Source organism: Amycolatopsis minnesotensis, from assembly GCF_039529815.1.
In the GTDB taxonomy this organism is placed as follows: domain Bacteria; phylum Actinomycetota; class Actinomycetes; order Mycobacteriales; family Pseudonocardiaceae; genus Amycolatopsis; species Amycolatopsis minnesotensis.
In genome coordinates this window covers 51,906-65,474 of record NZ_BAAANN010000006.1, presented here as the reverse complement: position 1 = coordinate 65,474, position 13,569 = coordinate 51,906, and the positions used below count along the sequence as shown (strand labels likewise).

General features: G+C 71.9%; 12 protein-coding genes. 4 read left to right on the top strand and 8 right to left on the bottom strand.

Annotated features, from left to right (window positions below; genetic code table 11):
* The first annotated feature begins 4 nt into the window (after positions 1-4).
* Both ABD256_RS09240 and ABD256_RS09235 read left to right on the top strand, forming a co-directional pair.
* Entirely contained in the window at positions 5-478 is a 474-nt protein-coding gene (locus ABD256_RS09240) for a hypothetical protein (RefSeq protein WP_344415667.1), read from the top strand.
* A 27-nt stretch (positions 479-505) separates the two neighbouring features.
* A complete protein-coding gene (locus tag ABD256_RS09235) occupies positions 506-1,450 on the top strand; it encodes an alpha/beta fold hydrolase (RefSeq protein ID WP_344415665.1) in 945 nt (314 codons plus the stop codon).
* Here ABD256_RS09235 and proB read toward each other — a convergent pair.
* From proB to ABD256_RS09210, 5 genes are all read right to left on the bottom strand, one after another.
* A complete protein-coding gene (gene proB / locus ABD256_RS09230; RefSeq protein WP_344415663.1) occupies positions 1,447-2,556 on the bottom strand; it encodes a glutamate 5-kinase in 1,110 nt (369 codons plus the stop codon). The two genes, ABD256_RS09235 and proB, sit on opposite strands and share 4 nt — an antisense overlap.
* Positions 2,553-4,019 (bottom strand): GTPase ObgE, encoded by a 1,467-nt coding sequence (gene obgE, locus ABD256_RS09225; protein ID WP_344415661.1) that lies wholly within the window; start codon positions 4,017-4,019, stop codon positions 2,553-2,555. The genes proB and obgE overlap by 4 nt, the downstream gene beginning before the upstream one ends.
* 109 nt (positions 4,020-4,128) lie before the next feature.
* Positions 4,129-4,392: a 50S ribosomal protein L27 gene (gene rpmA / locus ABD256_RS09220; protein ID WP_344415659.1), complete on the bottom strand. Its 264-nt coding sequence runs from the start codon at positions 4,390-4,392 to the stop codon at positions 4,129-4,131.
* Between the two features lie 39 nt (positions 4,393-4,431).
* Positions 4,432-4,746, bottom strand: a complete 315-nt coding sequence (gene rplU, locus ABD256_RS09215) for a 50S ribosomal protein L21 (RefSeq protein WP_009081084.1) — start codon at positions 4,744-4,746, stop codon at positions 4,432-4,434.
* 163 nt (positions 4,747-4,909) lie between these two features.
* Positions 4,910-7,870 carry an Rne/Rng family ribonuclease gene (locus ABD256_RS09210; RefSeq protein ID WP_344415657.1) on the bottom strand — a complete coding sequence of 987 codons (2,961 nt, stop codon included), beginning with the start codon at positions 7,868-7,870 and terminating at the stop codon, positions 4,910-4,912.
* Between the two features lie 545 nt (positions 7,871-8,415).
* Here ABD256_RS09210 and ABD256_RS09205 point away from each other — a divergent pair.
* Positions 8,416-9,834, top strand: coding sequence for a S8 family peptidase (locus ABD256_RS09205; protein WP_344416186.1), 1,419 nt, complete (start codon positions 8,416-8,418; stop codon positions 9,832-9,834).
* 41 nt (positions 9,835-9,875) lie between these two features.
* A complete protein-coding gene (locus tag ABD256_RS09200; protein WP_344415655.1) occupies positions 9,876-10,895 on the top strand; it encodes a DNA polymerase III subunit beta family protein in 1,020 nt (339 codons plus the stop codon).
* A 30-nt stretch (positions 10,896-10,925) separates the two neighbouring features.
* On the opposite strand, the gene ABD256_RS09195 is transcribed toward ABD256_RS09200, so the two are convergent.
* From ABD256_RS09195 to ABD256_RS09185, 3 genes are read right to left on the bottom strand one after another with little or no spacing between them, the layout of a single operon-like run.
* Positions 10,926-11,756 carry an ABC transporter permease gene (locus tag ABD256_RS09195; RefSeq protein ID WP_344415653.1) on the bottom strand — a complete coding sequence of 277 codons (831 nt, stop codon included), beginning with the start codon at positions 11,754-11,756 and terminating at the stop codon, positions 10,926-10,928.
* Between the two features lies 1 nt (position 11,757).
* The gene (locus ABD256_RS09190; protein WP_344415651.1) at positions 11,758-12,564 is read right to left on the bottom strand and encodes an ABC transporter permease; all 807 of its coding nucleotides are present in this window, start codon (positions 12,562-12,564) and stop codon (positions 11,758-11,760) included.
* Positions 12,564-13,478, bottom strand: a complete 915-nt coding sequence (locus ABD256_RS09185) for an ABC transporter ATP-binding protein (RefSeq protein ID WP_344416183.1) — start codon at positions 13,476-13,478, stop codon at positions 12,564-12,566. The genes ABD256_RS09190 and ABD256_RS09185 overlap by 1 nt, the downstream gene beginning before the upstream one ends.
* Positions 13,479-13,569 lie beyond the last annotated feature (91 nt).

Genomic DNA, 13,569 nt, shown 5'->3' with positions numbered 1-13,569 from the left:
CACCATGACCGCCCCCTCGACCACGCTCAAGCCGGTGATCCGGCTGCTCTACGTCAACCTCGGGCTCAGCGTCCTGCTGGCCGCGCTGACGTTCGTCTTCCAGAACGACGTACTCGACTACCAGGTGCTGACCATGCCGGGCGTGCCGCACGGCACCGCGGCCGAGATCGCGGCTTCCCGTTCGTCGCTGGAAAGCGTCCTCTGGCTCCGGCCCGTCTCCGTCCTGGTCATCGCGATCGTCTACCTGCGCCTCGCCGCGCGGCTCCACCTCGGCAGGCGCAGCACCTACCTCCGGGTGCTGGTGATCGCGATCGCCGGGTTCGCCGGGCTCGTGTACCTGGTCCTGAGCGCGCAGTTCCCGCTGTGGATGCGCGGTATCCAGGTGGTGCAGGCGATCGTCCTGCTCGGCCTGCTGGCCGCGGTGCTGCGCCCGGAGGTCCGCTCGCACTTCGCCAAGAAGGTCCCCGCGGCCGCCTGACCGGCCAGAAACGAAAGGACGAAGCACATGACCTCCCGGCGAGGATTCCTCCGAGGCGGCGCGCTCACCGCGGCCGGGCTGGCCGCGGGAATCGGCACCGCGAGCGGCCAAGGATCAGCGGCATCGCGCAGGGGCACTCCGACGTTCGTGTTCATCCCCGGCTCGCACGGCAGCGGCACCTACCTCGCGCCCCTGACCGCCGAACTCACCATCCGGGGCCACCGCGCGTTCACCGTGGACCCGCCAGGCCACGGCGCGGAAGCCGTGATCCCGTCCTGGTACTGCGCGCCGCAGGATGCCGCCGCGATGGCGAGCGCGCCGTCGCCGATCGCTCACATCACCCTCGCCGACGCGGTGAACAGGGCGGTGCGCGCGGTGGTGCGGGCGGCGGCGAACGGGCCCGTGATCCTCGTCGCGCACAGCCTCGGCGGCGCGACCGCGGGCATGGTCGGCAACGCCGTGCCGGCCCTGATCTCGCGGATCGTCTACGTCAGCGCGTACTGCCCCGTGACGCTCGGAACGGTCGCGGAGTACAGCCTGGCACCGGAGAACTCCGGCAGCGCGCTCAACGACCCGTCGCTCATCGCGGCTCCGACGACGGTCGGCGCCCTGCGGGTGAACTGGCGCTCCGGTGAGCCGGTGTTCCTGGAGAAACTGCGGTCCGCCTATCTGCAGGACGGCACGATCGACCAGCTGCGGTCGATGGTGAGCGGGCTGCAGCCGGACGAAACGCTGCGGTTTTCCACGGACACCGCGCGGGTCGACGGCCACTCGTGGGGCCGGATCCGCCGCACCTACGTCCGGGCCACCGAGGATCGCGCGATGCCGACGGCGCTGCAGGACCGGATGATCCGGGAGGCCGACGCGCTCACCCCGCGCAACCGGTTCGACGTGCATTCGCTGCCGTTGAGCCACCTGGGGCTGACCATCGACCCCGCGCCGCTCGCGACCCTGCTGGCAAGCCTGACCTAGCGGCTCAGTGGTACGAGGTCGTCGGCGTGCACGACCTCGTGCCGTTGTTCGCTGGGCAGGTCGTGGGTGGAGCGCCCGATCATCGCGGGCAGCTCGCCAGCGTCGAAGCCGACCACTCCCCTGGCAACGGTCTCGCCGGTGGGATCGACGAGATCGACGACGTCACCAGCTTCGAATTCCCCGTCGACACCGATGATCCCGGCCGCCAGGAGCGAACGCCTGCGGCGAACCACGGCGGCCACGGCGCCGTCGTCCAGTCGCAGCCGCCCCTTGGCACCCGCGGCGTAGCCGAGCCAGAACCGCCGCGCGGACAGGCGCGAGTCCGCGGCGGTGAACGCGGTACCGGTGTCCGCGGTGTCCAGTGCGGCCGCAGCGGCCGCCGCGGAGGCGAGCAGTACCGGGATCCCGGCCGCGGCCGCGGTGCGGGCGGCGGCGAGCTTCGAAACCATGCCGCCCGTGCCGAGCCCCGAACTCGACATCCCGACCTTGATTCCGTCCACATCGGACTCGCCGGTGACCTCGGCGATCTTCGCGGTCGCACCGTCGCGCGGGTCGCCATCGTACAGCGCGTCCACATCGGACAGCAGGACCAGCGCGTCCGCGCCGATCAGGTGCGCGACGAGCGCGGCGAGCCGGTCGTTGTCGCCGAACCGGATCTCCTCGGTGGCCACCGTGTCGTTCTCGTTGACCACCGGCACCGCGCCGAGTGCCAGCAGGCGCGAGAAAGTGCGCTGCGCGTTGCGGTAGTGGGCCCGGCGCACGACGTCGTCGGAGGTCAGCAGGACCTGCCCGACGGTGAGCGAGTAGCGGCCGAAGGACTCGGCGTAGGCATGCGCGAGGGCGAGCTGGCCGACGCTCGCGGCGGCCTGCTGGGTGGCGAGGTCACCGGGGCGCTTCCGCAGCGAAAGCGGCGCGAGCCCGGCGCCGATCGCACCGGAGGACACCAGCACGATCTGGGTGCCCCGGCCGATCCGGGTGGCGATCGCCTCGACGAGCGCGTCGAGGCGCCGCGCGTCGAGCCCCTCCCCCGCGGTGGTCAGCGCGGACGACCCGACCTTGACGACCAGCCGCCTGGCCGCGGCGACGGCCTCGCGCGCGGCACTCACTCGCCGGGCCCCTCGTCCACGGAATCGTCCTCTTCGGACACACCGTCGCGGCGGATCCGGCGCGCTTCCTTGCGTTCGGAGGCGCTGATCCGGCTGGTGTCCTCGAGCCGGACGTCGGTGCCGCGCCCGGACAGGTGCGCCGCCACGCCAGCCGGGGTCGACGGCTCCCATTCGAACGTGACGTCGCCGATCGTGACCGGGCTGCCCGGACGCGCGCCGTGGCGGGCCAGCGCGTCCTCGACGCCGAGCCGGTTCAGCCGGTCGCCGAGGTAGCCGACCGCCTCGTCGTTGCCGAAGTTGGTCTGCCTGATCCACCGTTCCGGACGCGGGCCGCGCACGATGAACCCGCCCTCCTCGTCGGGATCGGCGGACACCGTGAATCCGGTGTCGTCGACCGCGAGGGGACGGAGCACGACCTTGGCCGGTTCGGGCACGGGCTGCTCGGAGCGGTACTTCTCGACGACGGCCGCGAGCGCGAAAGTCAGCTCCCGCAGGCCCTTCCTGGACGCGGTGGACACTTCGAACACCGCGAGGCCACGCGCTTCGAGTTCGGGCTTGACCAGCTCGGCGAGCTCGGCGGCCTCCGGCACGTCGATCTTGTTCAGCACGACCACCCGCGGCCGCTTCGCGAGATCTCCGCCGAGTCCCGGCGTGTACCGCGAAAGCTCCTCCTCCAGCGCGTCCACATCGGACAGCGGATCGCGTCCCGGTTCGTAGGTGGCGCAGTCGATCACGTGCACCAGTGCGGCACATCGCTCGATGTGGCGCAGGAAGTCGAGCCCGAGGCCCTTGCCGTCGCTGGCGCCGGGGATCAGGCCCGGCACGTCGGCCATGGTGAACACCGTCTCGCCCGCGGTGACCACACCGAGGTTCGGCACCAGCGTGGTGAACGGGTAGTCGGCGATCTTCGGCTTCGCCGCGGACAGCACGGAGATCAGCGAGGACTTGCCTGCCGACGGGAAGCCGACCAGGCCGACGTCGGCGACGGACTTCAGTTCGAGCACCAGGTCGCGCGCTTCGCCAGGCTCGCCGAGCAGGGCGAATCCCGGCGCCCGGCGGGCCTTCGACGCGAGTGCGGCGTTGCCGAGGCCGCCGCGCCCGCCCTGCGCCGCGACGAAGGTGGTGCCGGGACCGGTGAGATCGGCGACGACCTCGCCGTCCTCGGTCAGCACGACCGTGCCGTCCGGCACGTGCATCTCGAGCGTGTCGCCCGCCGCGCCGGACCGGTTGCTGCCCTGGCCCATCTTGCCGTTCCCGGCGCGGGCGTGCGGGCGGAAGTGGAAGTCGAGCAGGGTGTGCACGTTCGGGTCGACGATGAGCAGGACGTCCCCGCCGTTTCCACCGTTGCCGCCGTCGGGTCCGCCGAGCGGCTTGAACTTTTCGCGGTGCACGGAGGCACATCCGTTCCCACCGTCACCGGCGGCCAGATGGATCACCGCGCGGTCCACGAACCGGGACGCCATTGCTTGCCTCTTTCACTCGCGAAAGGAACCGTACAAAACAAACGAGGGGTGGCGCCGGATATTCCGGCCCCACCCCTCGTCAGAGGTCTTGCTGTACCGCTGCGAGCGCTCAGGCCTCGACAGTGGCAGGCACGATGTTGACCGTCTTGCGGCCACGCTTCGTACCGAACTCGACGGCGCCGGCGGACAGCGCGAACAGCGTGTCGTCGCCGCCACGGCCGACGTTCACGCCGGGGTGGAACTTGGTGCCGCGCTGCCGGACGATGATCTCGCCCGCGTTGACCTCCTGGCCGCCGTAGCGCTTGACGCCAAGCCGCTGCGCGTTGGAGTCACGACCGTTGCGGGAGCTGGACGCACCCTTCTTGTGAGCCATAGCTCAAGCCTCTTTCTGCCTGCGAAGATCCGGAAGGTCCTACTTGCTGATGCCGGTGACCTCGACGCGGGTCAGCTTCTGCCGGTGACCCTGGCGCTTGTGGTAGCCGGTCTTGTTCTTGAACTTGTGGATCCGGATCTTCGGACCCTTGGTCTGCTCGACGACCTTGCCGGTGACCGAGACCTTCGCCAACGCGTCGGCGTCCGTGGTGACCTCGCCGCCGTCGACGAACAGCACGGCGGGGAAGGTGTGCTCGGTGCCCGGCTCGCCCTCGAGCTTCTCGACCTCGACGACGTCGCCGACGGCCACCTTGTACTGCTTGCCGCCGGTCTTGACGATCGCGTACGCCGACACGGAAGTCTCCTGCATTACTCGACAATGGGTGGGGGCTTGTGCGCTCGGCCCGCAACTAAGCGGTCCGGGTCTCGCACAATGCGGCCCGCTCTAGTGGCGGGCCGCCTTACAGGTTACGTACCACCCCGGATCCGTCGGACACCGGGGTGGCCTAACCCTGTGGTCAGCTCTTCTCCGAAGCGTTGACCGGGGGTCCGGCAGGCCGCGAGGCGGCCCGCCGGGGACGGCGCCGTGCCGACCGCACCGCCGGTGCGGGCACGCTGCCCTCGGGTGCGGCCTCGTCCTCCTCGGCCGGAACCGGCGTTTCAGCCGCCACCGGAGCGACGGACTCGTCCGTGCCCGCGGGCGGTTCAGCGGCCTTTTCCGGGGCAGGCACGGGGGTCTCCGGCGCCTGGGACACCTCAGGCGCCTCCGGCGCCGCGTTCTCCTGCTGCTCGCCGCCACGCCCGCCTCGGCGACGGGCGCGCCTCGTGCGGCCCGTCGGCTCCGGCGCGTGCCCGTTGAGCTCGGGCTTGCGCGCCTGCTCCGGCTCGGTCTCGTCCTCGTCCTTGGACGCGACGGCCTTGGACGCGTTGGCCATCGCCTGCACGGCCGACACCACGGACTCCCGCTGCTCGGGGGTGCGCGGATCGGCTGCCTGCTCGGTGCGGGCGGGCTCGGTGTGACCGCCACCGCCACCGCCACCGTCATCGCCCTTGCCGCGGCCACGGGAGCGGCCCTTGCCGTGCCCGTTGCCACCGGAGTGCTGGTGCCCGCCGTTCGACGAGCCGCTCACCCGGCTGAGATCGGTGGAGATCACGACGCCGCGGCCCTTGCAGTGCTCGCACGACGTGGAGAACGCTTCGAGCAGCCCGGTGCCGACCCGCTTCCGGGTCATCTGCACCAGCCCGAGCGAGGTGACCTCGGCGACCTGGTGCCGCGTCCGGTCCCGGCCGAGGCATTCGGTCAGGCGCCGCAGCACCAGCTCGCGGTTGGACTCGAGCACCATGTCGATGAAGTCGATCACGATGATGCCGCCGATGTCCCGCAGCCTCAGCTGGCGGACGATCTCCTCGGCCGACTCCAGGTTGTTCCTGGTCACCGTCTCCTCGAGGTTCCCGCCGGAGCCGGTGAACTTGCCGGTGTTGACGTCGATCACGGTCATCGCCTCGGTGCGGTCGATGACCAGGTACCCGCCAGAGGGCAGCCACACCTTGCGGTCGAGCGCCTTCGTGATCTGCTCGTCGATCCGGTAGTCGGTGAACACGTCGCCGTTGCCGACGTAGCGCTTGAGCCGCTCCGCGAGATCCGGCGCGACGTGCTGGACGTAGCCGTGGATCGTGTCCCACGCCGTGCCGCCCTGCACCTCGAGCTTCGCGAAGTCCTCGGTGAACAGGTCGCGCACGACCTTGACCAGCAGGTCCGGCTCCTCGTAGAGCATGGTCGGCGCGCTGGACTTCTTCTGCCCCGCGTTCTCGTCGGCCTTGGTCTTGATGACGTCCCACTGGGCCTTGAGCCTGCGGACGTCGCGGTCGAGCTCCTCCTCGCTGACGCCCTCCGAGGCCGTGCGGATGATCACGCCCGCGTCCTCGGGGACGATCCGCTTCAGGATGTCCTTGAGCCTGCGCCGCTCGTTCTCCGGCAGCTTCCGGGAGATCCCGGTCGCGCCGCCCGCCGGCACGTACACCAGGAACCGGCCCGGCAGCGAGATCTGCGTGGTGAGCCTGGCGCCCTTGTGGCCGACCGGGTCCTTGGTGACCTGCACCAGCACGCTGTCGCCGGTGGAGAGCGCCTGCTCGATCTTGCGCGACTTGCCTTCGAGCCCGGCGGCGTCCCAGTCGACCTCACCGGCGTAGAGCACGGCGTTGCGGCCGCGGCCGATGTCGACGAACGCGGCCTCCATCGACGGCAGCACGTTCTGCACGCGGCCGAGGTAGACGTTCCCGACGATCGAACCCGAGCCGGAGGAGGTCACGAAGTGCTCGACGAGCACGCCGTCCTCGAGCACGCCGATCTGCGTCGATTCGCCCTTCTCGGCGACGACCATGGTCCGCTCGACCGCTTCGCGGCGGGCGAGGAACTCGGACTCGGACAGGATCGGCGCCCTGCGGCGGCCCGCTTCCCTGCCGTCACGGCGGCGCTGGCGCTTCGCCTCGAGCCTGGTCGACCCGCGCACGCTGCGCACGCCGTCGCCGCCGGCCTTGCCTTCCTTCTCCGGCTTGCCCTCGCCCTTGCCGTCGCGCACGTGCACGACGGTGTTCGGCGGGTCGTCGCCGGTCTGCTGGGCACCGTCGCCATCGGACTCGTCCCCGCCCTTGCGACGGCGGCGACGGCGCCTGCGGCGGCTCCCGCCGTCACCGTCCTCGTCGGAATCGGCGTCCGGGCCCGCGTCGCGGGAGTCCTTGGCCTGCTCGTCCTTCGCCGAGTCGGCCTTCTTCTGCTCGGTGTTCTTCTCGGACTCGGCCTTGTCCTTCTTCTTGGCAGGCTTGGCACCGGTGTCCTGCTCGTCGTCGGCCTCGTTCTCGGCCGAGTCCTCGCCGCCCTTGCCACGGCCGCGGCCACGGCGCCCCCGGCGGCGACGGCGCCTGCCGCTGCCGTCGTCGTCCCCGTAGTCGCCACCGTCGCCACCGTCGCCACCGTCGGCGTTGTCACCGGTGTCGTCGGACTCGATCTCGTCGGCTTCGTCGTCCACCTTCGCGGGCTTGGCCTGCTCGGCCGGGCGCTCCTGGCGCGTCGAGGGCTCCGGCGGCAGGAAGACCGGCGACGGCGCGGCGAACACCGGGACGTGCGCGGCCGGGCGCTTCGCGGGCTCCGGCTCGGGAGCGGGCTTCTCCTCGGGCACCTGCTCCGCGACGGGCGCGGCGGCTTCGGCCGACTTGGGGGCCTCCGTCGTTTCGGCGGGGCCGACGAGCGCGTCGGCCACGCGCAGGGCGACCTCCTTCGGCACGCTCGACTGAGCGCTGCGCGCCGTCTCACCCAGTTCGGTGAGCTTGGCCAGTACGTCCCTGCTGTGCGAGCCGAGCAGCTTCGCCAGTGCGTGCACCCTGATCCGGGCGGGCAGCTCGCCCAGCGCGGCAGCGCCGGGCGACAGGGGTGTGGCGGTATTCCCGCCGGTGTTCTCGGCGGGTGTGTCCGCGTTCGACATGTGTCTCCTCCGCCCCCGGGCGCGTCTGCCAGCCCGTGGCTGGAAGGACGCGGCCGCGCAGGGGCCCCTTCTGTGTCTTCGCACTCCCTCTCGGGAGGCTTGTCTGGTCCGCCGTGGTGGGGTCACCGACGGCGGGAATCCTCGCCTGTCGCCACGACGCCGCCGGGGTCCGGCTACCCGTCGTTGGCAGGTCCACTCGGCGCCACACCGGCTGGGCCGTGGCTGTGCGCCACCGTCCACGTCGTCGAGCCGCCCGCCTGGAGCGAGCGGCGACTCCCGTGATGCTCTTTCGGCATGTCACCGGGCCGCCGTACCGGCGCCAGCCGTGCTGACACGGCGTGCGCGGCCCGGTGGCCACCACGAGTATCCCACACCGTGCGCCCGGTGGTGGGCGCTCGGGTCGGTCGCGGCGCGTCCCGGCAGGCCCGGCAGGGCGAACTTCGCCGGAGAACTTGTCCGGCTCACCGCACGTGGATAACGTGCGCGACGAGGGTGTCGAGCGGCGCTCGATGCGGTGGGAGGACTCGGGGCCGGTGGGAGGTGCGGTGGCGCTGCTGGGGCCCGTGAGCAGGGTGGCGGTCGTCGCGCTGGTGGTGTGCGCGCAAATCTCGGGCACTCCCGCGGCACAGGCGGCCGGCCAGGACTGCGCGGCATCCGGGCGCGCGGCGCGCTACGTCGTCGTCTTCGACAAGGGCACCTCCGCGGACTCGGCGGCGCGGCAGGTCGGCGCCGCCTGCGGCACGCAGACCGTCTACTACCCGCAGATCGCGGTCGGCGTGGCCACCTCGGCCGATCAGGGCTTCGCCTCGAACCTCGGACTCGACCGCGCGTTCAGCGCGCAGGCCGGACGGCGCGCGGCACCGCACTCGCACCAGCCGGGCACGCCCGCCCCGGTCGCGGCGGCGGGGGCGGTCCCCGGCGCGGACCGGACCGGGGACCAGTGGGACATGCGGGCGATCGGCGCCGCCTGGCCGCCGGGGCGCTCCCCCGGCAGCCGCTCGGTGGTCGTCGGCGTGCTGGATTCGGGGGTCGACGCGACGCACCCCGACCTGGCCGCCGCCATCGCGCCCGGCAAGTCGGCGGGCTGTCTCACCGGCGCGCCGGACACGAGCGCGGCGAGCTGGCTGCCCGGCACGTCGTCGCACGGCACGCACGTGGCCGGCACGATCGCCGCCGCGAATGACGGCAAGGGCGTGACCGGTGTCGCACCGGGGGTCAGCGTCGCCTCGGTCAAGGTCGTCGACGACCGCGGCTACGTGGACCCGGAAGCGGCGGTGTGCGGCCTGATGTGGGCTGCGACACAGCACATGCAGGTCACGAACAGCAGCTACTTCGTCGACCCGTGGGGGCTGTCCTGCGCGCACGGGGACGATCACGGCGTGGTGCACGAAGCGATGGCACGCGCGGTGGAGTACTCGACGGCGGCCGGGACCCTGAACGTCGCCGCGGCGACGAACGAGGCGGTGAACCTCACCCCGTCGCCGAAGTCCGGGACACCACCGGGCGGCACCGGGTGCGAGGCGCTGCCCGCCGGTCTCCGCGACGTCGTCGCCGTGTCGGCGATCGGGGCGAACCCGGTCAAGGCCGGGTACAGCTCGTACGGGCTCGGGGTGATCGACCTGACCGCGCCGGGCGGCGACGGCGGCGACTGCGTGCTGTCGACCGTCCCCTCCGGGTACGCGCCGCTGTGCGGGACCTCGATGGCGGCGCCCCATGTGGCGGGCACCGCCGCGCTGCTGGCGTCGGCGCATCCGGAGGCGAGCCCGCGCACCCTGCGGGCCGATCTGGAGCACGAGGCCAAGCCGGTGCCCTGCCCCGCCGACTACGACCTGACCGGCGACGGCGACCAGGACGCGTTCTGCGACGGGTATTCGGCCTACAACGGGTTCTACGGGCACGGCCTCGTCGACGCGGCCGCGGCCGTCCCCGCCCCGCCGGCGCCCGACCTCCGGCTCGTCCGCTGACGCTTGACCTTCAAGGAACTTCAACGGCGAGGATCGCGGTCATGAGCGACGGCTTGCTGAGCATCAGCGTCTTCGCGCGCCGGGTGGGCATCACGCCGAGCGCGCTGCGGTTCTACGCCGACTGCGGGGTCCTCACGCCCGCGAAGGTCGACCCGGTGACCGGATACCGGCTCTACCACCCCGGGCAGGAAGACCGGGCGGTGCTCGTCCGCAGGCTTCGGGAAGCCGGGCTCCCGCTGCCGAAGGTGACCGAGGTGCTGGACGGCGCGCCCGAAGCCACCGGCGAAATCCTGCGAGAGCACCTGCGCTCGGTGCGGGAAGCAGCCGAATCGGCCGCCCTCGTCGTCGAAGAAGTGCTCGCCGAACGGTCTTCTCGCGCCACCTCCGCCACGATCGGCGGCGCCGAACTCGCGGGCGCGATCCGCCAGGTGGTGCCCGCCGTGGACAGCACGCACCCGACGCTGGCCGGGGTGCTCGTCGAGGTGGACACCGCCGAGGTCCGCCTCATCGCGTCGGACCGGTACCGGCTCGCGATGCGCAGCCTCACCGTCTCGGCGATGACCGGCGCGCCTCGGCGGGCCGTCGTCGGCGGGGACGAACTCGCGGCGCTGGGCCCCGAAGTGGCGCGGTCGGCCACGGCGACCCTGACCGTGGACGACCGGTACCTCTCGATCCGGGCGACGGCGCCGGTCCGCCTGACGCCCGCGGACGTCGAGTACCCGGACTACCGAGTGGTGCTGGCTCAGCTCGGCGAACCGGTGTCCCGCGTCGTCACCGGCCGCGAGCGCCTGCGGGACGCCGTGCTGGCAGGCGACTCCGCCAAGGTCCTGCTCGGGACCGGCGGGGACGAACTCGTGGTCGGCGCGTCCCGCCTGCCCGCCCTCTGTGCCGGCGAGACCGTGCTGACCGCCTTCGACCCGGCGGTGCTGGCACCGGCGCTCGAAGCGGGCGTCGGCCCCGATGCGCTGCTCGAGTTCACCGCCGATCCGCACCAGCCCGTGGTGGTGCGCTCCGCGGACCAGGGTGACTTCCGCACGCTCGTGATGCCGGTGCCGCGCTGAAACCCCGCCCTGAAACCCCGCCCTGAAACCTCAGTGCAGCAGCATCTTCTTGAGCCGCCGCGTCGCGCCGTACACGCCGAGCGCCGCGAGCGCGACCAGGTAGCCGAGGTGCCACAGCAGCTCCGGGCCGACCACGCCGGTGGACAGCCCGCGCATCACCTCGACCCCTTGGTACAGCGGGGAAACCCGCACGACGACCTGGAGCGGGCCGGGGTAGACCGACAGCGGGTAGAAGGTCGCCGAGAACAGGAAGAGCGGCATCACGACGAGCTGGATGTAGTCGAACTGGGACGGTGACTTGATGAACGTCGCGCAGGTCATGCCCACCGCGGCGAAGGCGAACGCGATGAGCAGCGCGACCACCGGCATCAGGAGCACCCAAGCCGAGGTGATCAGCCCCATCGCCGCCATCACCCCGACGAAGGCGATGGAGTACATCCCGCCGCGCAGCACCGACCAGCCGATCTCGCCCATCGCGATGTCGAGCGGGCCGATCGGGGTCGCCAGCATCGCGTCGTACAGCCTGCTGTAGCGGAACCGGAAGAAGACGGCGTAGGTCGCGTCGAAGATGGCGCCGTTCATCGCCGACGACGCGAGCAGCGCGGGCGCGACGAAGGCGACGTAGCTGAGCTGCTGCCCGCCCGGCCCGGTCACCGTCTCGACGAGTTTCCCGAACCCGATCTTGAAGGCGAACAGGTAGAACAGCGGCTCGAAGACACCGGACAGGAAGACCAGCCACGCCCGCGAATAGGCGAGCACCGAGCGCTCGATGACGCGGCTCGCCCTGCCCGCGTACAAGCCGGGCGGGAGGATCCGCAGCAGCAGGCCGGGGCGGCGCGGGCTGGGGGCCAGTGCGGTCATCTCAGACCACCAGCCTTCGCCGGAAGAACGTCCGCGCGAAAGCGGCGCCGACACCGGCGACCGCCGCGAGGTACAGGACGTGCCCCACCGCGGGCCAGAACGCGAGCCCGCCGATCGTGACGCCCCTGGCGAGCTCGTTTCCGTGCCACAGCGGGGAAATCCAGGCGAGCCAGCGCAGCGCGACGGGGATCTGGGTGATCGGGAAGAACGTGCCCGCGAACAGGGTCATCGGCATCACGACGAACCGGAACACCGAGGCGAACCGCTCCCCCTCGTCGAACGTGGTCGCCGCGAGCACCATCGTCGGGGTGCCGCAGGACAGCCCGGTCAGCACGCCGACGAGCACGACCGCCAGCACGCCGAAGTTGAGCCAGGCGCCGAAGAACAGCGCGATCACCGCGTACACCACGCCCGACAGCGCCAGCCGCAGCGTCAGCCACAGCACCTGGCCGCCGAGGAGCTGGCCGGGGGTCATCGGGGTCGCGGTGACCGCGATGAAGTCCTTCTGCCACTTGAACCCGGACAGCACCGGGTAGCTCGACTCGCCCACCGCGTTCTGCGCGGCCGCCGCGACCAGCAGCGCCGGTGCCACGTAGTGCAGGTAGGACAGCCCGCCGGTGGCCGGGCCCGCCTGCACCTGCGAACCGAACCCGAGCCCCATCGCGGCGAGGAACAGCACCGGCTGCAGCCCGGTGGAGTACAGCGTGGAGGCCCAGTAGCGCCGGTACCAGGTCCAGTGCCCCTCGACGCGCAGCCAGGCCGCGCGCCACGAACCGACGACCACCCCCGTGGGTTCCGGTGTGCTCATCAGTCCACCAGCGTCCTGCCGGTCAGCCGGAGGAAGACGTCTTCGAGGGTGCTGCGGCGCACCAGGCTCGACACCGGCCGCACACCGCGCGCGTGCGCTCGCTCCAGCGCGGCTTCGCCTTGCCGCGTGTAGAGGAGCACCCTGTCCGGCAGCACCTCGACCCGCTCGGCGAGATCGTCGAGCCCGCGCGCCGCGCTTTCCTGCTCACCCGGCGCGAACCGAAGTTCGAGCACTTCCCGGGTGGAGTACCGGGAAATCAGGTCCGACGGCGAGCCCTCCGCGACGATCCGGCCCGCGTCCATCACCACGAGGCGATCGCACAGCTGCTCCGCCTCGTCCATGTAGTGCGTCGTGATGATGAGCGTGACGCCCTGCGATTTCAGCCGGAACAGCCTGTCCCACAGCAGATGCCGCGCCTGCGGGTCGAGGCCCGTCGTCGGCTCGTCGAGCAGCAGCAGCTCCGGGTCGTTCACCAGCGACCTGGCGATGGTCAGGCGCCGCTTCATCCCGCCGGAAAGCGGCTCGACCTCCTCGTCGGCGCGGTCGGTCAGCTGCGCGAAGGCCATCAGCTCGTCGGCCTTGCGCCGGACGTGCGCGCGGGACAGGCCGAAGTACCGGCCGTAGACCTGGAGGTTCTGCCGCACGGTCAGCTCGGAGTCCAGGTTGTCCTGCTGGGGCACCACGCCGAGCCGCGCCCGGATCTTCGGCCCCTCGGTGTCCGGGTCGAGGCCGAGCACCCGCAGCTCGCCCGCCGACCGCGGCGAGACGCACGCGATCATGCGCATGGTGGAGGACTTGCCCGCGCCGTTCGGGCCGAGGAACCCGAACGCCTCACCCTTGCGGACCGCCACGTCGACCCCGCGCACGGCCTCGAACTCGCCGAACCGCTTGACCAGCCCTTCGGCGCGCACCATCGCGGCCTGCTCCGGATCGGCGCCGATCACGCCCGGCGCCCCCGCCGTCTCGCTCTCCACGAAACCGACAGTAGGACCTACCCCCGACAGA